This is a genomic window from Paenibacillus provencensis (genome assembly GCF_042678545.1).
Taxonomy (GTDB): domain Bacteria; phylum Bacillota; class Bacilli; order Paenibacillales; family Paenibacillaceae; genus Paenibacillus; species Paenibacillus provencensis.
This window is the reverse complement of sequence record NZ_JBHTKX010000001.1, coordinates 2,632,383-2,649,678: the sequence shown is the minus strand read 5'-3', so window position 1 is coordinate 2,649,678 and position 17,296 is coordinate 2,632,383. Positions and strand designations below refer to the sequence as shown.

The 17,296-nt window shown below is 44.4% G+C and carries 21 protein-coding genes; 13 read left to right on the top strand and 8 right to left on the bottom strand.

The window, feature by feature from the left end; genetic code table 11:
* Window positions 1-5: 5 nt before the first annotated feature.
* Together ACFQ3J_RS12735 and ACFQ3J_RS12730 are read right to left on the bottom strand one after the other, a co-directional pair.
* A complete protein-coding gene (locus ACFQ3J_RS12735) occupies window positions 6-1,262 on the bottom strand; it encodes a cytochrome P450 (protein WP_251581955.1) in 1,257 nt (418 codons plus the stop codon).
* Between the two features lie 168 nt (window positions 1,263-1,430).
* Window positions 1,431-2,147, bottom strand: a complete 717-nt coding sequence (locus ACFQ3J_RS12730) for a metallophosphoesterase family protein (RefSeq protein ID WP_285850032.1) — start codon at window positions 2,145-2,147, stop codon at window positions 1,431-1,433.
* A gap of 325 nt (window positions 2,148-2,472) precedes the next feature.
* Between ACFQ3J_RS12730 and ACFQ3J_RS12725 the strand changes: the two genes are divergently transcribed.
* From ACFQ3J_RS12725 to ACFQ3J_RS12700, 6 genes are all read left to right on the top strand, one after another.
* Window positions 2,473-2,601 carry a hypothetical protein gene (locus ACFQ3J_RS12725; RefSeq protein WP_280142841.1) on the top strand — a complete coding sequence of 43 codons (129 nt, stop codon included), beginning with the start codon at window positions 2,473-2,475 and terminating at the stop codon, window positions 2,599-2,601.
* A gap of 168 nt (window positions 2,602-2,769) precedes the next feature.
* A complete protein-coding gene (locus ACFQ3J_RS12720; RefSeq protein ID WP_251581953.1) occupies window positions 2,770-3,201 on the top strand; it encodes a hypothetical protein in 432 nt (143 codons plus the stop codon).
* A gap of 39 nt (window positions 3,202-3,240) precedes the next feature.
* Entirely contained in the window at window positions 3,241-3,834 is a 594-nt protein-coding gene (locus ACFQ3J_RS12715) for an HAD-IA family hydrolase (protein ID WP_251581951.1), read from the top strand.
* Window positions 3,828-3,974: a hypothetical protein gene (locus tag ACFQ3J_RS12710; protein WP_170862344.1), complete on the top strand. Its 147-nt coding sequence runs from the start codon at window positions 3,828-3,830 to the stop codon at window positions 3,972-3,974. The genes ACFQ3J_RS12715 and ACFQ3J_RS12710 overlap by 7 nt, the downstream gene beginning before the upstream one ends.
* A 53-nt stretch (window positions 3,975-4,027) precedes the next feature.
* The gene (locus tag ACFQ3J_RS12705) at window positions 4,028-4,552 is read left to right on the top strand and encodes a hypothetical protein (RefSeq protein WP_251581949.1); all 525 of its coding nucleotides are present in this window, start codon (window positions 4,028-4,030) and stop codon (window positions 4,550-4,552) included.
* A 55-nt stretch (window positions 4,553-4,607) separates the two neighbouring features.
* A complete protein-coding gene (locus ACFQ3J_RS12700) occupies window positions 4,608-4,949 on the top strand; it encodes an LptM family lipoprotein (RefSeq protein WP_251581948.1) in 342 nt (113 codons plus the stop codon).
* Window positions 4,950-5,226: 277 nt separating this feature from the next.
* On the opposite strand, the gene ACFQ3J_RS12695 is transcribed toward ACFQ3J_RS12700, so the two are convergent.
* Together ACFQ3J_RS12695 and ACFQ3J_RS12690 are read right to left on the bottom strand one after the other, a co-directional pair.
* The gene (locus ACFQ3J_RS12695; RefSeq protein WP_251581947.1) at window positions 5,227-6,459 is read right to left on the bottom strand and encodes an RtcB family protein; all 1,233 of its coding nucleotides are present in this window, start codon (window positions 6,457-6,459) and stop codon (window positions 5,227-5,229) included.
* Between the two features lie 115 nt (window positions 6,460-6,574).
* Window positions 6,575-7,234 carry a pentapeptide repeat-containing protein gene (locus tag ACFQ3J_RS12690; protein ID WP_251581946.1) on the bottom strand — a complete coding sequence of 220 codons (660 nt, stop codon included), beginning with the start codon at window positions 7,232-7,234 and terminating at the stop codon, window positions 6,575-6,577.
* A gap of 437 nt (window positions 7,235-7,671) precedes the next feature.
* Here ACFQ3J_RS12690 and ACFQ3J_RS12685 point away from each other — a divergent pair, with 437 nt between their 5' ends.
* From ACFQ3J_RS12685 to ACFQ3J_RS12675, 3 genes are all read left to right on the top strand, one after another.
* The gene (locus ACFQ3J_RS12685; RefSeq protein WP_251581945.1) at window positions 7,672-8,220 is read left to right on the top strand and encodes a hypothetical protein; all 549 of its coding nucleotides are present in this window, start codon (window positions 7,672-7,674) and stop codon (window positions 8,218-8,220) included.
* A gap of 564 nt (window positions 8,221-8,784) precedes the next feature.
* A complete protein-coding gene (locus ACFQ3J_RS12680) occupies window positions 8,785-10,083 on the top strand; it encodes a GntP family permease (RefSeq protein ID WP_251581944.1) in 1,299 nt (432 codons plus the stop codon).
* Window positions 10,084-10,147: 64 nt separating this feature from the next.
* Window positions 10,148-11,287, top strand: a complete 1,140-nt coding sequence (locus ACFQ3J_RS12675) for a glycerate kinase family protein (RefSeq protein WP_251581943.1) — start codon at window positions 10,148-10,150, stop codon at window positions 11,285-11,287.
* A gap of 182 nt (window positions 11,288-11,469) precedes the next feature.
* Here ACFQ3J_RS12675 and ACFQ3J_RS12670 read toward each other — a convergent pair whose 3' ends face one another.
* Complete coding sequence (locus ACFQ3J_RS12670; protein WP_251581941.1) at window positions 11,470-12,504, bottom strand: CdaR family transcriptional regulator; 1,035 nt, start codon at window positions 12,502-12,504, stop codon at window positions 11,470-11,472.
* A 227-nt stretch (window positions 12,505-12,731) separates the two neighbouring features.
* Here ACFQ3J_RS12670 and ACFQ3J_RS12665 point away from each other — a divergent pair, with 227 nt between their 5' ends.
* Together ACFQ3J_RS12665 and ACFQ3J_RS12660 are read left to right on the top strand one after the other, a co-directional pair.
* Window positions 12,732-13,601: a serine hydrolase gene (locus ACFQ3J_RS12665; RefSeq protein ID WP_251581939.1), complete on the top strand. Its 870-nt coding sequence runs from the start codon at window positions 12,732-12,734 to the stop codon at window positions 13,599-13,601.
* 30 nt (window positions 13,602-13,631) lie between these two features.
* Window positions 13,632-14,201 carry a histidine phosphatase family protein gene (locus ACFQ3J_RS12660; protein WP_251581937.1) on the top strand — a complete coding sequence of 190 codons (570 nt, stop codon included), beginning with the start codon at window positions 13,632-13,634 and terminating at the stop codon, window positions 14,199-14,201.
* Between the two features lie 313 nt (window positions 14,202-14,514).
* On the opposite strand, the gene ACFQ3J_RS12655 is transcribed toward ACFQ3J_RS12660, so the two are convergent.
* Both ACFQ3J_RS12655 and ACFQ3J_RS12650 read right to left on the bottom strand, forming a co-directional pair.
* Window positions 14,515-14,739, bottom strand: coding sequence for a sulfurtransferase TusA family protein (locus ACFQ3J_RS12655; protein WP_091154190.1), 225 nt, complete (start codon window positions 14,737-14,739; stop codon window positions 14,515-14,517).
* Between the two features lie 12 nt (window positions 14,740-14,751).
* A complete protein-coding gene (locus ACFQ3J_RS12650; protein ID WP_091159006.1) occupies window positions 14,752-15,813 on the bottom strand; it encodes a YeeE/YedE family protein in 1,062 nt (353 codons plus the stop codon).
* Window positions 15,814-16,164: 351 nt separating this feature from the next.
* Between ACFQ3J_RS12650 and ACFQ3J_RS12645 the strand changes: the two genes are divergently transcribed.
* On the top strand, window positions 16,165-16,494 hold the full coding sequence (locus ACFQ3J_RS12645; RefSeq protein WP_251581936.1) for a hypothetical protein: 330 nt from the start codon (window positions 16,165-16,167) through the stop codon (window positions 16,492-16,494).
* 13 nt (window positions 16,495-16,507) lie between these two features.
* Here the strand turns inward: ACFQ3J_RS12645 and ACFQ3J_RS12640 are convergent, their stop codons facing one another.
* Entirely contained in the window at window positions 16,508-16,687 is a 180-nt protein-coding gene (locus ACFQ3J_RS12640) for a hypothetical protein (protein WP_251581935.1), read from the bottom strand.
* Between the two features lie 63 nt (window positions 16,688-16,750).
* Here ACFQ3J_RS12640 and ACFQ3J_RS12635 point away from each other — a divergent pair, with 63 nt between their 5' ends.
* A complete protein-coding gene (locus ACFQ3J_RS12635) occupies window positions 16,751-17,266 on the top strand; it encodes an SRPBCC family protein (protein ID WP_251581934.1) in 516 nt (171 codons plus the stop codon).
* The last annotated feature ends 30 nt before the right edge of the window (window positions 17,267-17,296 follow it).

Genomic DNA, 17,296 nt, shown 5'->3' with positions numbered 1-17,296 from the left:
ATTCTCTATACCGCCTTCACATTGATCATGACTATACGACTGTGCGGCAGAGAGGGCATCTTATGGAAGCTGAAGCTCAGATCCTGCTGTGGGATGTCATACTCCATTTTGTTCGCGAGATAATCGAGACTTTCCTTCATGATTTCGATTGTGATCCATTCTCCGGCACAGCGGTGTCCGGTGTAGTGATCTCCGCCGCCTTGCGGAATGAAATTGAACGGACTTCCGTTCCAATCCCGGAAGCGATCCGGTCTGAACTTCTCAGGATAATCCCACAGATCCGGGTGATGGTTCGTACCGTACAGATCAAGCAGAGTTAGAACACCCTTCTCAAATCTATATCCTTGCCAAGTAAAATCCTTGGTCGGACGTGCAGGCAGGAACGGGAAAAAGGGATAGAATCGGCGTACCTCCTGCACAAAATTCTGGAGAGCGCCTTTCTCGGCCTTCGTGAGCTTTTTGCGTTCCTCAGGCTGCTGAATAACCGCGAGTGCCGTGAAGCAGATATAAATGGCTATCGCGACGATCGGGCGCAGGATGTTAATGATTTCTACGGCAGCAGTTTGTGAATCGAGAAGTTCTCCCTGCAGATCACGGTGCATGGCGAACGTGTGCAGTGTGCTCTGTTCGGGTGCTTCTATTTCACCTGCGCGAACTTGCTCAACCAAGCCGCTGATCCATTTTTCCGCCTTAGTGCGGGTGTTCTTGCCCTTCATGTGCTTCATACCTATCGCAGCGGTTGCTTCAATCATAGCACCAAACCAAGCTGCCTTTTCCTGTGCTTCATCTTCTCGCAAAGGCACACCTGCCCACTCGCAGGCAGCCCGGCACAGAAGCTCCTGTGCCTCTTCGTAGAGCTGCACCTTCGGCATGGACTCCCACCGCTGAGCTGCGAGAGCCCAGTGCTTGCGAGTGATTGTCCGCATTTGGGCAAGGGCTTCCTTTGACATGACGGACATGAACATGTTTTTGCGATGATGATGTTCTTCTCCGTCCAAGGTTTGAACGCCGCCTTTACCAAATAGAGTGTTGATGACCCGCTTCGGCGCTGCGCCAATTCTTTCAAATTTATCGTTGTCATAGAACAGCTTGGCGGCTTCCTCTCCCCGCAGACAAATCGCGCGTTCACCAAGAAGCCTTGTTTCAAAAATATCTGACTGAAAACCAATCGTCCGATTTGTTATGTATAGATAGCCTTCACGCAGTACACTTAGACTGTGGTCCAGGCCTTCTTCTTTAGGTATGAGCTTCTCTTCAGCCAATGTTTACGCCTCCTTAGTAAGGGGAATGACAAGATACATCATTAAGTACCCTTCTCCAGTAGAATTAAACAAGACAGAGAGCTTTATGTATTATGTATACAAAATAGTTATATATAGCTACGAACTTAGAGCTTAGAGAGAACGAATCTATTATGTGCAGCGAAGCGGCTATTGAGGCAGCTTAGCCCCTTTGAACACTGAATAGGTCTGATATGTGCCATCCTCCGCAATTTCGAGACAGTTCAGCTGTTTACCATAAGCACATGCACCGTCAATCCCAATCTTATCTTCCTGAAACCAAATGCTGGCCGTTTCGTGCAGATGCACAGTCGGTGTATGACCAAAAATGACCGGTTTATCCAGATTCGTTGGATGATGATGAAAAAGCTCACGTATCCATATAAAATCCTCCTCCGGCTGTTCTTTGAAATCCGCATAGAATGGATTAATGCCTGCGTGGACGAACAGATGGGTGTCGGTTTCATAGTAGTAAGGCAAGCTTTGAAGAAATTCCAGATGTTGAGGATAATGCTCCATAATATAGGCTTTGGCTTCTTTATAGGCATTTTTATTAAAATGGTGATCCTCGAAGTAGGAAACTCCCATATAGCTCTCGATCGTTTGGTAGCCGCCGTTTTTTAGCCAGCGATCATCCTCCTGCAGCAGCATCGCATCCAGGAACAGCTGATCGTGATTTCCCTTTAGTGTAACGACACCATATTCCTGATGAAGCTGTATAATTTGGTTGAGTACTTCCTTACTGTTCGGTCCGCGATCTACATAATCACCGAGGAGTATGAGCTTGTCCTGCTCTGATATGTAATTTGCTGTATGCAGCAATGCGTTAAATTCATCGTAGCAGCCATGAATATCACTGATGACCAAGGTTCGAATAGCAAGCTCTCCTTTCCAGATATATCTTGTTACAGCAGCCTACATTATAGCTAAAAGAAATTATGTATCAAATAGTGGAAAATGACGTTGTTTTCTGTAATTTAAGATAAATATACTCGGATGGCAACAGGGAGAGGAAGCTATTATCGCTGGACAGATGCTGTACCTCGCCAAAATGCTCAAGGATCAGGATTTCATTACGGCATCCATACCAAAAAGAAAGTAGTAAGGAATGAATTCTGCCTTGCCTGTCGTTTATAACTCTCTTTAAACGTTTATATAAGTATCAAGATAACAATTAAGGGAGAGACTTCATATGGCAGGAAATAGAGAACATCTTACCAAACGCAAGAAGAAGATCACTGTCGGAATTATTGTTGCTGTTCTATTGTTAGCTGCATTTATGCTATATTACTTTGGTAATTTTACAGCTGTAGATGTTTAGGATCCTAAATAGGATATAAGATTCAGCTTGAATCCCCTCGCATGTGAATGCGGGGGTTTTTGAGTTGAATACATTAGTGTAGAATAATAGAAAAACCAATATTTTCAACATAATCTAAAGGTTAGAAATTATCGAGTTCGCGTCGAAAAAGGAGGGAGGATAAAATAAATGAATAAGAGGGTACTAATAGCTGCGGGAGGGCTATTGTTCCTCGCTGTCATTTACATAACTTCTAGGTCTTTCTTTTTAACTGAGCCTCCTGATCTGATTGGGCGTTTGGATGAGCAGGAAATTCTGTTCCATAAAGGCACATATGTCTGGACGAGTGGGGTAGCAGATGCACCCGAACCAACGGAATTAGCCAACCAGTATGAGAGATATGAGGTAACTCCTGAAACAGATATAATTCTCTCCTTCTCTGTTCAGCCTTCCGAGTATTCGGCTGAACAAGTGACAGCTGCGGAGCGGATCAGCCTTCCGATACAAGATAATAAGATTCGAACCCCTTCTGAGCCGGGCACCTATTTCATCGTGGTATATGGAGAGTGGCCTGCTGGGACAGGTACTTATGTCGTCAAACTTAAGGTGAACCCAAAGTAATGCGAATGCACAAAATATCAGGTAGAGGATGTCATCCATATGGATCTTAAACCGCAGCTTGTGCTTGATGCCGGTGGTGTCATAACGGCTAATTTGTCGCCTGGCTACTGGAGTGAACTGACGTTAACAGATCTAGTCTCTGGCGAAAGTATAGTCCGCAGATTCAAACAAGAGCTTAGGGAGTCGTTATGGTCTGGTCGTGTTTCGGAAGCGGAATTCTACGTGTGGGTAAGAAGGCAGAGCAAACAATTAAACCAAAGTGATGAGTTAATGAGGAGGATAGTACAAGCGCATTTGAGGCTTTTGCCTGCTGCGGAATGGGTAGCGAAATGGTCTGAAAAAGCTAACATACATATATTAAGTAATCACAGACATGAATGGTTAACTCCAGTATTGGCACCGCCTATGCCCTATATTACATCCTGTACCATTTCGAGCGAGGTTGGCATGTGCAAACCGGATGCTTCTATTTACAACAATTTGCACGACAGGCTGGAACAATTTGTAGAGATCTATTTTGTTGATGATCAAGAGCGTAATTTGATTCCTGCAAGAGAGAAGGGATGGGAGACTATATTGGCAGATTCGGACGGACAGTGGATTGAGACAATTAATGAGCTATTAAAGTGCTGAGCCAGGAATCTTCCGCCTTCGATATGAATACGGTAGTATGTGTACTTGATCAGATCATGATGTTGATTGCCTCGCTGGTGACGCTTCTGTCCGGCATTCATTATATCGTGAATAATCTGAAGTTATTGAACCGGGATTAAAGTTACTATTCTCGATACTTGAGGAAATAAGAAAACTAAAGGGGGCACTTTATTTGGATATTCAAGTAAGCGAGCTGCACGAACGATTTAAGGCATCCAATTTACCATCCAGATACACCATTCATGAAGCGGACACACGATTGAAAACCAAATTTGGTGTTGTTGTAGTGAATCCACTAGAAAAGACGGATTTAAAAAATGACCCTCTAATCCAGTACGATCATATCGTAAAAATCTATCATGTGAATAACAGTCAGCTGCTTTCGTCCATATTTACTTCTCAGGAGCAAGAGATGATAAAGGAAATGCAGATCGCACATAAAATGGATTCATCCGATGAGGATTCCCTGACAGGTGCAGAACGGCTGTGGAGAAAGATAAGGCAGGGCAGACTGCTTCGGATCATTATAGAAAGTGCAGATAGACAGTACATTTCTGGGTTTACACTTCAGGGGATGAGCCAGCAGCTGCAGCAGGAATTATACATACTAAGAGGTGTCCATGAAGCCGAATGCCATTTAGGTAACGACAATTACGAAGCCTATCTTAAGCTCCTTCATCAACGTGACTATATTTAGCGAGAGTCCATGGATGAAGGACGGCTTTTGACGAAGTCAAAGGAGAGTGCTGATATTGAAAAAGTTTATATTCATTCCGGTGTTAATGGTGATATTATTCACCTTAGCAGGTTGTAATTTGATTTCATCTAATGAAAAAACATCGCTCGAAATGGTGGCATACAGCAGCCTTACAGATGAAGAGCAAGATTTAATACCTGTCAGTCCGAAAGATTCCATCGTAGAGAAAGTAAGCGTTAACGAGGAGAACGAGTCCTATATGTATAGTAACGCAGGCCATGACCACGTGTATGCTGTAACTTTTAATCATACCGGCACGGATACTATGGGAGATCTCGTAGTTTATGTTGACTTGGATAATGAAACCGTTGTTGGCAAAGGATTTACACGCAGATAGCTTCATCAGAGCTGTGTAGAAATCCTCACTAAATAAGGTAAGCGCGGATAAGTTTGAGATACATAAGCTTCTTTTTTCATATATAACCCTTCCTTACTATGCAACATATGCAACTCTAGCAAATAAGGAATGTGTAATATCATTAGAATGCATAGATTGATAGAATTAACATATAGAAGGGGCAGTTCCATCCACGATTAGTAGCTGAAATGAATAGATAACCATAAAAAAGAAGCACTCTATTACCTCGAAAGGTAATTGTGTGCTTCTCTTCAAATTAATTACTCGCTTTGAAATTGTACAGCGGCTTAATAATCTCTACAATCTCCAATGCATCTGCTGTATTCTCTAGAATCTCTTCCATAGGCTTGTAGGCCATGGGCGCTTCATCGAGAGTTGCGGTGCTTACGGATGAGGTCCATACCCCGCGCATGGTGTCCTTGAAATCGTTCATATGCAAAATATCCTTGGCTCTGGAACGGCTCATCAGTCGTCCTGCTCCATGCGGGGCTGAATGATTCCAGTCTGGATTGCCTTTGCCAATGGCGATAATGGAGCCATCACGCATATTAATAGGGATGATGACCTTCTCACCTGCTTTGGCAGAGATAGCCCCTTTGCGAATAATTTTGTCCTCTGGATTAATATAGTTATGGATAGTCGTAAATTTCTCTAGTTTACTATAGTTCAAATTCAAGAACTCCGAGATGGCTCTGGACATCCCTTGCCGGTTTAAGAGGGCGAATTCCTGCGCTGCATACATGTCTGCTAAATACTCATCGGCCCCGGCTCCTTCTAGAAACATGAGCGGTTTGGGAACCTGGTACACTTCCATCAGCGCTTTATATTGATCAATAACGGCAGGGATCGCCTCGAGATTGCCTGATTTTCTGAGTAGACCGATCTCCTCGTTTTGCAGATGTGTCAGGTCCTTGATGCGGTCTGTACAGTAGAGCTCGGCTTTTTTCTGATGATATTTGGCCACCTGAAGTCCAAGATTGCGGCTTCCGGAATGGATTACCAAGATTTTGTTGCCTGCCGAATCCTCATTAATTTCAATAAAATGATTGCCTCCGCCCAGACTTCCCACACTTCGCAGATGCTTCTCGTAAATCGTACCTGTTTTACTGGAGATGTGCTCAATTTTTTGCTCCAGCACGAGCTTATGAATAGGGTGGGCGACTTTTTGGTGAATGGAATGGCCATGCGGCACTTGATGACGTATAAAGTGATCCAGCTCTTCGAAATTTATATCCATCGTTCCGAGATAAGTAACTTCCATTCCGCAGCCGATATCCACACCGATGAGGTTGGGGACGACGCGGCCCGCAAGCTCTGCGGTATATCCGATCACGCAGCCTTTTCCTGCATGGGTATCGGGCATGATGCGGATCTGGACACCTTCAAATGCCTTCTGATTGCACAGCTCAAGCACTTGAGCATATGCCGTTTCATCGATCGTATCCGTAAAAATTTTGGCCGTGTTGTATTTTCCAATTGCTTCAATCATATTGATAACTCCTTTTACTTTGCAAACGCAAAAAACCAAGATTGTAATAATATAACATTGATCTATTTCTGACAGGAATAAAAAACCGTTTAAATTATTTTTTCTGTGTGATGAATTACTCCTTGATGACCAGACCAAATATTTTGGAGAACAGAAGTGCCTGTGCCGGTGCAATAATGCAGCCCTGCAAATCCTCCATCGTCACACCGAGGTTGAAAAATTCAGTTTGGCTAAGATCGATGCCTTTTAGCTTCGCACCGGTGAACTGTGTACCGTCAATCATGCAGCCGATCAGCTCAATGCTGGCAAATTCCGAATGATAAAAATCCGACTTGATGAGTGAGCATTTCTGAAAAGAGATATTTTTCATGTTGGCAAAACGAAACGTTGCATAATCTCCGGCACACGCTTGAAAAGACACATTCCGCATCGTTGCAGCGGTAAGGTCGATCCCGATAATTTTGCAATGCGTAAACTGAACCCGATGCAGGACGGAATCACTGAAGTTGATATTGGATAAATCACAGTTCTTGAAGACGACATCTGTTAATTCTGCATGCAGAAGAGAGGTACTGCTGAAGGTGATGTTCTCAAATACCATCTGATCAAAGGTTACTTTCTCGGCTATGACATCCATGATCTCTTCATCCTGACACAAGGCCTGGCCATATTCAGCGCGATCAAGAATCGTGGAATTAGCCAGTTTAACGGACGAGAGCTGCTTGGGAAGCTTGGGTTTGGCGATTTTGACAGGTTTAGTTTCGGAATGGGACATGATACTCCTCCGTTCATTTCAAATAATTCACATACACATTGATTTTCATTGTATCAGAAATAGCAGCTTTAGCTGACGGTTGACTGGCATATAAGCTGAGATATGGGGTGAAGATTTAATTCAATCAAGTTATAATATGGGAATCCAATCGAACGAAAGAAGCAGTCTAAGAAGCATCTATCTTATCGAGGAGCTGGTTGTCTATATGTCAAAACAACAAACTACGGAGGAGCGTTTGCGAGAACTCGGGATAAAGCTTCCTGCGGCGAGCAATCCGGCATAAGAAAAAGTTCGAAATTCCTCGTTAATTGTGATGGTTTTTTGTCTAATAGATATACAAGCTTCATCTTCATGCCCAAACATTCGAAGATTAGGTATGAGCTTGTTATAATAGAGGATAATATCACCCAAGCATATAAATGAGGGAGTTATGAACGATGAAACAACAATTACTGACAGAATCATGGAAAACAGCATATAAGATGGCGGCTTCCTTCTTTAAGTCAAATTGGTCTCTTCGTGACTATCCGATTGAAATTATAAATCAAGAAATTCAACCTGAGTCAGACTCCTATTCTAAAAAGTATCCTTGGGAGGCCAGAGTACTCAATTGGTACTGGATGCGAGGCGAAGGAGACACGAGGGAGGCGGCCTGCTCAAATCTGCAGAGAAATTTTGAAGCCTATTTGGAGCGGGGCGGAGAGCTTCCTCGGCCGGGAAGCAAGGCGGGCATCGTATATGCAAGCGTAGATCAGATTAATGAGCTGGAGCCCGAAGGGATTATCTTTTTCAAAGAAATCTTTGGGCTGGAGTATTACGGCATGTTCATTTCAGACGATGCATCCCTGTTTGATTTTTGTGACTCAAAATTTTCGCTTCTCAAAAAGATTACCCGGATTCAGGAGAAGTATGGAATTACGGTCAGTGATGTGGAAGGACTTCGCATTGTTGGAATTCTCCAGCGGATGAAGGAAGCGGGTATCTAAACCTCATTTAGGCAGATTGCCATCCATTACGTTAACATTCACATAAACCTTCCTAACATCTAATTAGACACAGTAAACAGTGACCCTCGAACATTAGCCCTACAGAAATACATCTTTCTTTAAACAGTTCCTTCGGAACTGAGGGAGAGGTGCTTTGCCTTTTGAAAATATATCACTTTGGTCCTGAGCAGGGTGAGCTGCATGAAACAAGAAGTCAAACAGGTCTAACCGAATTCGTATTAGAAGGAGATCTATGAGACCTCAAAATGAAGGAAGTTGAATGGAATAATACCTAGACCGCAGAACTAAGGAATACATAGAGAAAGAGATCTACAGGGAAGAAAACTGGTTGACTGGTAAGGATAAGAATATACTCATAGGAGAATGATCAAAGCGGAGCGCAGAGCTCCGTTTTTCTTTTGTAATTAAAATGAAGTAGTATTGTGCAAATGCACAATAAAAATCGTCCGTTTATCAATATCTCTTACCACCAATTCATCTTATACTGAAAGCGTATTCAAAAAGAAAGCGAATTCATAAATAAACATAAGGGGGCATACAAAGATGGACGGATTAACCATCAGTTGGATCGGGGCGCTCGTCGGGCTTGCCATTGCGATCATCCTCATCTTGAGAAAGCTGAATCCGGTGTATGCATTATTTTTGGGTGCAATTATTGGAGCATTGATTGGCGGAGCCAATCTGCAGGAGACCATAGATGTACTGGTCAGTGGAACACAAAGTGTCATGGGTACGGTTCTGAGAGTGCTCGCCGCAGGGGTTCTGGCCGGCGTAATGATGGAGTCAGGTGCAGCCGAAACAATTGCTCAGGCGATTGTGAAGAAATTTGGCGGCGGCAAAGCGATTCTCGCCCTTGCACTTGCCACGATGATTATTACTGCCGTAGGTGTATTTATTCCCGTCGCAGTACTGATCGTCGCACCGATTGCTCTGTCCGTGGGTAACAAAATGGGCATTTCGAAGATTGCTCTATTGCTTGCCCTCTCAGGCGGGGGTAAGGCAGGGAATATTATTTCACCTAACCCGAATACGATTGCAGCGGCAAACGGATTTAATCTCGATTTGAGTCAAGTAATGATCGCAGGCTTCATTCCTGCTCTGTTCGGACTCGCTGTAACGGTAATTGTAGCATCCATGCTCAAAAATAAAGGTGTGATGGTATCGGCTGAAGAAGCGGTAAATGATGATGAGGTCGATACTTCCAAATACCCGCCGCTCAAAACAGCCGTTGTGGCACCGCTCGTCGCTGTCGTGTTGCTCATGATCAACCCAATTGGTTCTATCCTGGGCATCGATTTGCTTGCCAGCTTTAAAGTAGACGCAATGTATATCCTGCCGATCGCAGGGATTATCGGGATGCTGGCGATGGGAAAAGCAAACAAAATCCTGGACTACTCCGCATCCGGACTTAATAAAATGACCGCAACGGTTCTCATCCTGCTCGGTGCAGGTGGAATTGCAGGACTTATCTCAAATTCGGATCTATCCATCCAGGTCGTAGGTATTATCGAAGCTTCCGGTATTTCAGGTACTTTCCTTGCACCGATTGCAGGTATTCTGATGGCCGCAGCAACCGCTTCAACTTCAACAGGTGTTATCCTAGCAACCGGATCATTTGGTGAAGCCATCCTGAATATGGGTACTGCACCTCTTGCAGCGGCGGCAATGGTTCACACAGGTGCGACAGTTATTGACTCCTTGCCGCAAGGTAACTATTTCCACGTGACCGCAGGAAGTATGAACATGACGATTAAGCAGCGTATGGGACTTGTGCCATATGAAGCGATTGTCGGCGGTACGATGGCAATTGTAGCTACATTGCTCTACGGATTTTTATTATAAGAGCAGCTAAGAAATTAAATTCACTTTTATGAGAATAAAAAATATGAACTTATGAGGTGAGAGGATGCAACAACCGACATTTTTGCTGGCACCCGATTCTTTCAAAGAAAGCATGACGGCAAAGGAAGTCTGTGTAGCAATGGAGGCAGGCTTGCGCAAAGCATTTCCAGAAGCGAATTATGTACATGTTCCTATGGCAGATGGCGGAGAAGGAACCGTTCAATCTCTCGTTGACGCAACAGGCGGTAGAATGGTGGAAAAAAAGGTCGCAGGACCGTTAGGTGAGACCGTTACCGCAAAGTACGGAATTATGGGAGATGGCGTGACGGCTGCGATTGAGATGGCCTCCGCAAGCGGGATTCATCTGGTAACGAAGGAAACGAAAAATCCTCTGATTACAACTACCTATGGCACAGGTGAACTGATTAAGGAATGTCTTGATCAAGGTATCAAGAAGATCATTATTGGTATTGGCGGCAGTGCAACAAACGATGGCGGTGCGGGTATGGCAGAAGCGCTTGGTGTGAAGTTTCTGGATGAGGAAGGACACACGCTGCCGCGCGGCGGCGGGAGTCTCGGTAAACTTGCCACGATCGATATGAGTGAACTGGATGCACGCCTTGCAGATGTAGAAATCATCGTTGCTTGTGATGTTACGAATCCACTGTGTGGAGAAACGGGAGCCTCGCATGTCTTTGGACCGCAAAAAGGAGCAACTCCAGAGATGGTGCCCACGCTGGATGCTAATCTTGCAAATTATGCAGCGGTAGTTAAGGAACAGCTTGGCAAAGACGTGCGTGACATTCCTGGAGCAGGTGCTGCAGGAGGACTTGGCGCAGGCTTGCTTATCTTTACACAGGCGACGCTGCAGCGTGGAATCGACATCGTCATTGAGTACACCGGACTTCGCAGCAAGCTGGCATCTGCGGATTATTGTCTCACCGGGGAAGGCGGTATGGACTTCCAGACCCAATTTGGCAAGACGCCTTATGGTGTTGCGAAAGCAGCCAAGCTGGAGGGCAAGAAAGTTATTGCACTGGCTGGATATATTGGTGAAGGTGTTGAAGTGTTATACGAAGAAGGAATTGATGCGATCTTTGGCATCGTGCCAGGTGCTTCAGATATCGAGAAGCTGTTAGCTGATGGACCCAAGAACGTGGAGAGAACCTGTGAGAACATTGGCCGGATCTTGAAGCTGGCTTAGCACCAAGCCAGAGTGATATGCAGAGTAAGGATAGGATAGATAAACAGAGTAAAGTAGAGAGAGATTAATTAGGAGCAGTTAGAGAGTACGAGAAGGAAAATAGAGAATAAAGAGAAGCACACACAGTGTAAAAAAACGCGGTGTGTGCTTTTTTTGATATGTTAGCTGGGGCAGTGCCTTGTTTATTTATACAGCGCGAGCAGTCCATGAGTCAGCTCAAACAAATCAAACGTATTTCTCGGGTCCTTGCCCGTAAGATCGTGGATTCTCTTCAGTCGGTATTGCAGCGTGTTTCGGTGAATCGTAAGCTCTGCGGAAGTGTCGGATACACTGCAGTTGTTATTGATATATACTCTTAGGGTATCGAGCAGATCTACGGATTCCTTGTCCTCCAATTTGGTTATGAGATGCTCGGAGCCGCTAAGCTCAGTCTCGCTTAATTTCACCAAGAACTCGATCTGATCATACAGAATGATCCGTTCGGGAAGATGCAGGGCATGGGCTGCCTTCATTGCGGATTTGGCTTGATGATAACTGTCTGCTATATGGGCTTCATGCCGTGAGACACTGATCTTAAGAATAGGCTGGCTTTGCAGCAGCTGCTTGATTACTTTCTTAATCTCTTTCACATCCTGAACAAGAATGATGCATATATCTTCCTCAATGATAAAGGAAGGATACATAAGGAGAATATTGGAAATATCAGCATTCATCCCCGCATGATCAATATATAGGATGGTTGTCGGCAGCAGCAGGTCAATGTTGTAGGCGAGCGCTTTTTTCTGCAGCTTCTGCGAGTAGATCCCTTGATGGTGCAGCAGTACCTCTAGAAATGCCTTTTTTCGATTAGCTTCATTTTGCATCGATTCTAGTGCCATCCCTTGCTCAATCAGCAGCACGACGGTTGTTCTTACAATGCTGCAGAAGGGGCGTACTTCCTCCGGGCTGCCCGAGATGCCGATAACGCCTACGCGGACTTGATTAATAACGATGGGCTCATTCGTTCCCTTTTTTTCATAACGCTGATCCTCCCATACCTCCACCATTTCCCCGCTTTCAAGCGCTTTGATGGCTCCGCGATGCTCTGTGCCAATTCGGCTGGGATGGCCGCTGCCAATAATAATGCCTTTGTCATTCATAATATTGATATTATACGGAATGTCCTTCATCATGCGGTCTACAATATCTTGTGCTAATGCCTCGGATAATTGATACATTTTCTTCCCTTTCTAGTGTATAGCTTCTCAGCTTCATGCCTATCTAGTCTATCTAATCAGAAGTATAGCTTATTTTGTGCAGTTGAACGAAGGGTTGTGAGAATAACATGTGAATAGAGAGTGGAGGGAGCCTATCCCTTTTTGAATAAAATATGGTAATCATATCTTGGTCGATGTTAACATATTGGAAGCTGCTGAAACTTTATCATGTAAAGGAGCTGTTCCTAATGCTGAAATCTTCCTCAGAGGACTTATGTGCAGACTCGCTTCATCACATCATGAAACAGCTTCATCCGATGATAGAACAAGCCCATCAAGGTGGCATACGTGTGACGGTCAGTGTGGTTGATCTAAGCGTTAATGCAGGAAATGTAGGCTTCTTGATCGGATCAGAAGAGCAGTACAAATCAGCAAGCACGATCAAGCTGGCAATTGCCTGTGCGCTATTGCAAATGGTTGATCGGGGTGAGATTTGTCTTGAAGATCAGACTGTCGTGAGAAGTGAGGATGTAGTGGGAGGCTCGGGCTCGCTTCAGCAGGAAGTTATGCCTTTGAGAGCTACCATAGGAAGGCTGGCAAGACTCATGATCGCACAGTCAGATAATACGGCAACGAATGTCCTAATTGATGTTGTTGGTTTTGAGCGGGTAAGAGCTTTGCTAGAAGGACTTGGGATACACCGGACGCAGCTGGGACGCAAAATGTTTGCGCCTGTTCATTCTCCTGAATTGGACAATTATGCAAATGCTCAAGAGCTCACGCGTCTTCTTAAACTTGTATATCAAGGGGAGCTTCTCTCGGAATATTCTCGCCGGCTGCTGCTTATATGGATGTCCAAGCAAGAGGTGAATACGAAATTTGGCGCTGTGCTTGGTGACATGCTGATCGCACATAAGACAGGAGAAGCGGGCAATGTTACACATGATACAGGGTACTTCTTGATACCAGGCAGAGAGCTTGCCGTGGCGGTGATGACAGAGGTTATGACAACGGAAATATATGAGGAAGCTCAGCGTATCGGTAATCCCGTGGTTCAAAGAATCGGCAAGGTCATTTATGATCAGCTGCTGAGCGACAGTCAAGAATTGGATGATTGAGATAGATTCCGTGAACAGGAGTGATCTCACATGGAGCTCGTGTTTATTAGACATGCTGAAGGGGAACATACCTCGGATTGGCCCAACCAGCTGCATATGATGCAGCCTGCTTTGACAGAGAGCGGGATTCAGCAGGCAGAACAAATGGGCACTCTGTACCCGCTTAGTTCCGAAGATGTCGTCGTAGCAAGTCCTACAAGAAGAACCATAGAAACGGTAAATATATGGAGTAAGGACATCTCTATACAGAAATATGTTACGCCGCTTCTCGGGCCAAGAATGTTTCCGCAAAATCCAGAGTGGGAGCCCCTTGGCTGCGATAAGATATACACTTTGGATGAGCTATCCACTTACTATCCTGAGTTTACAGTTTTGTCGTCCGAGCAGGCGCTCTGGAAGGAAGGAATTAATACCATCTCCACTGAGCAATTTGAAAATCAGGCAGACAAGTTTATAAGGTGGATCAGCAGCTTTAAGAGAACAGTATATTGTGTCAGCCATGATGGGACCATTAATAGCTATCGGCAATTTCTTGGGGAGCCAGACGTCACGAGAAATGATTTTTTAAGGGAAACCGGCATCTTCAGAATTAGGATCTGAGCACCCATAGACAAACAAAATGAATGAAAGTGAGATGATATCGAATGCAAACAGCCTCAGCGTTTGGATTTTTTGGTTTGTTAATATACTTAGGTACACTTGCACTTGGAATATACTGTCTCATATTATTTATCAAGCTTGCTCGCCGTGGAATCAAAGCATTAGATATCTATCTGAATAAACACAATGATCGTGGGGATTATGGAGACAGAAGTAATAATTAAATTCTAATGAAATCAAACTCTTGTTTACTCAAAAAAAAGCGATCCTGATCAGTTAGCCTGAAAGGATCGCTTTTCATATAAGCTTTAGCTTATTTCTTCTTCACAGTGATGGTCCAAGAGGCATCGTCCAGCTGCTCGTAGTTGGAGATGGTGTGTCCATCTTCAGCAGCCCAGCGCGGAATGCTCTCTGTCGCTTGTGTACAATCAAAATCAATGACGAGCTCGTCGCCGCTATTTAATGTTTTGATCGCTTCTTTTGCCTCAATTAGTGGAAATGGGCATACCATTCCGAGAACTTGTAGTTTCTGTTGCATGTTAAATTCCTCCTAAGCAGTTGCAGTTGTTGAAGCGGCGGCACCAGCGCTCGCTTTTTTGCGTGGACGTATGAATACAAAATAAGATGCAGTCCATGTACCCAGAATCATAAAGACCAGAGAAATCCAGCCCTGCCATGTCATCATTGCCGTCATCACGAGACCGTTACCGATGGAACAGCCTCCGGCCCAGCTTGCGCCAAAGCCCATAAGCAGTCCGCCGCCGAAGCTGGTTACGGCTGTCTTCGCATCCGGAGCGCGGAAGCGGAATTCCTTGCTTGCCTTCGCAGCAGCAAAGGATCCAAGGAAAATACCTAGAACGAGGAAGACTCCCCAGTTGATAAACCCGTCATCGCCGGTTACGAGATACTGCAAGATATTTGCGGAAGGTGTAGTTACACCCAAGCCGAAGTTTCTTCCTGTATCTGCGCTGAGCGGCCATGCAAGCAGGGCAATAAGTCCGATCAGAATAGCAGTGACAAACGGATGCCAGCGTTTCTCGAACAAGAGGTGGGCAATACCCTTGCGTTTAGGCTTCAGTGTTGGAATGAACACTTTCGGCTTGCGCAAATGTCTCACTACCAAGAATACCGTAACGGCTACCAGTAATACAATAAACGGCCATACCGACAGACCAAACGTTGCGGGAATGGAGTTCGTGGTCGTGGCAACCTCATTTAAGCTGGAGTTAACCGGAGACAGCGGACCGGATTTCATAATCGCGGCCATAGCCATGTAACCGAAGAGCGCAATCCAGCTGCCGATCAGACCTTCACCTGCACGGTACCAAGTGCCTGTCGCACAACCTCCTGCAAGAATAATGCCGATACCAAAAATAAACGAGCCAAGAATGGTGGCTACCCATGAAAATTCCCCAGCATCATATTGAAGGACACCTGTCTGAATTAATGCGAATACCCCGATACTTTGTACAGAAATTGCAATAAGCAGCGCATAGAACATGCGATTGTCTTTGGCAATGTACATATCTCTGAATCCGCCTGTCAGACAGAACCGGCCGCGCTGCATGACGAACCCCAGCAGGGCGCCGCACAAAAGTCCTGTAATGACCATTTGTAACAACTTGCTCACTCTCCTTATTCTCATAGCATTTATTATTAAATACTAGTAAACTACTATGCTTTCTTTGTATTCTGATTCTAACATATAAAAGTGCAACGTCAACAGTGTATCTTCAACCATAAAATCCATAGATTAGAAGATATTCCACATATAAGTATGATATATTTTGAATAGGTCCGATTTCCGTAAGGAGAGTGCTATTTTGATCCAATGTAAAGTGTATTTAGTAAAACCCAGAGTACGGATCGAACATGACAATGGGAATGGCGATAAGATCGAAGTGTTATTAAAAGAACCATCCAAAGGTTACAAGACCTTGATAATGATAAGGATATGAAGCGATTGATCGAAAGCGGCAGGTTTGATCCATCTTCGATGCAAATGACATTTGCAATTACTGATGATGAGAAAACGATTATCCGGTTGATTTTCGGAGTGGATATAATATTTTGGAAGAGTTATTTAGCAGCAATAGAACAAGTAGGAAGGAAACAAATGCTTAACCAAAGACGTTTAACAAGTAAGAGTTATCACATGCAGCGTATTATTGCTTGGCGGAGGAGAGAGTCCCTGGATGAACGCTTACGGCAAGATTATAGTTTTGTTGTTATACAATTTCATCCTCTCATTACTTACGTATTATTGGCTCCGTTTGCTTTATTGGTTAAGTGAAGGATATGTCCCGCTAATGCTCGTAATTGCTTCCCTGGTTCTTATACTGCTGGCGTGGATACCAGGCAATCTGTTGTTCATCAAAAGGATGAAGATCCGTGTATCCCACGCTCTTCTGTGGATCGGATTGGTTATCCTTATTGTCCTGTATGAACCGACGGCTATGCCTCTGTACAAACATGCGGTTAATCATCAAGCGATGCTTCAGTCATTTGATATTTTGTTATATTTCAGGAAATGAAGGAGCTGAATCGGTATGGTTTCACTGGAAACGAGCATCATCATCCAGGCACCAATAGAACATTGTTTTGATGCTGCCAGAAATATCAGCCTTCATCCCAGAACGGTATGGAAGCATACCAGAGAGCAGGCTGTGGCAGGAGTGACTAATGGCTTCATTGAATCTGGACAGACAGTAACCTTTGAGGCCACTCATTTTGGCGTCAGGCAAAGATTGACCTCCGAAGTGACAGCTTACAAGCGTCCGCTATATTTTACTGACGAGATGCAATCAGGTGCTTTCCGCAGCATGACACATCAGCATTATTTCTCATCCATAGATCACGAGTATACCCAAATGAAGGATGTACTAATATTTGAAGCCCCTTTTGGCGTGTTGGGAAAAATGGCGGAACGATGGGTACTTGAGTCGTATATGAAGCGATTCTTAGAGCATCGGAATGAACAGTTAAAACGATGGCTTGAGAGTGGAGAGTTCAGCAAAATTCGAAGTATGGATAATAATTACATTGACACAGGACTGATTTTCTAAAATAATAGGACGTAATTAAATACTGGTACC

Excerpts from the sequence above, each read along its gene's own strand:
- ACFQ3J_RS12725 (WP_280142841.1), top strand. The coding sequence starts at position 2,473 with ATGGCAGGAAATAGAGAACATCTTACCAAACGCAAGAAGAAGATCACT.
- ACFQ3J_RS12720 (WP_251581953.1), top strand. The coding sequence starts at position 2,770 with ATGAATAAGAGGGTACTAATAGCTGCGGGAGGGCTATTGTTCCTCGCT.
- ACFQ3J_RS12715 (WP_251581951.1), top strand. The coding sequence starts at position 3,241 with ATGGATCTTAAACCGCAGCTTGTGCTTGATGCCGGTGGTGTCATAACG.
- ACFQ3J_RS12695 (WP_251581947.1), bottom strand. The coding sequence starts at position 6,459 with ATGATTGAAGCAATTGGAAAATACAACACGGCCAAAATTTTTACGGAT.
- ACFQ3J_RS12690 (WP_251581946.1), bottom strand. The coding sequence starts at position 7,234 with ATGTCCCATTCCGAAACTAAACCTGTCAAAATCGCCAAACCCAAGCTT.
- ACFQ3J_RS12685 (WP_251581945.1), top strand. The coding sequence starts at position 7,672 with ATGAAACAACAATTACTGACAGAATCATGGAAAACAGCATATAAGATG.
- ACFQ3J_RS12680 (WP_251581944.1), top strand. The coding sequence starts at position 8,785 with ATGGACGGATTAACCATCAGTTGGATCGGGGCGCTCGTCGGGCTTGCC.
- ACFQ3J_RS12675 (WP_251581943.1), top strand. The coding sequence starts at position 10,148 with ATGCAACAACCGACATTTTTGCTGGCACCCGATTCTTTCAAAGAAAGC.
- ACFQ3J_RS12670 (WP_251581941.1), bottom strand. The coding sequence starts at position 12,504 with ATGTATCAATTATCCGAGGCATTAGCACAAGATATTGTAGACCGCATG.
- ACFQ3J_RS12665 (WP_251581939.1), top strand. The coding sequence starts at position 12,732 with ATGCTGAAATCTTCCTCAGAGGACTTATGTGCAGACTCGCTTCATCAC.
- ACFQ3J_RS12660 (WP_251581937.1), top strand. The coding sequence starts at position 13,632 with ATGGAGCTCGTGTTTATTAGACATGCTGAAGGGGAACATACCTCGGAT.
- ACFQ3J_RS12655 (WP_091154190.1), bottom strand. The coding sequence starts at position 14,739 with ATGCAACAGAAACTACAAGTTCTCGGAATGGTATGCCCATTTCCACTA.
- ACFQ3J_RS12650 (WP_091159006.1), bottom strand. The coding sequence starts at position 15,813 with ATGGTCATTACAGGACTTTTGTGCGGCGCCCTGCTGGGGTTCGTCATG.
- ACFQ3J_RS12640 (WP_251581935.1), bottom strand. The coding sequence starts at position 16,687 with ATGATTAACCGCATGTTTGTACAGAGGCATAGCCGTCGGTTCATACAG.
- ACFQ3J_RS12635 (WP_251581934.1), top strand. The coding sequence starts at position 16,751 with ATGGTTTCACTGGAAACGAGCATCATCATCCAGGCACCAATAGAACAT.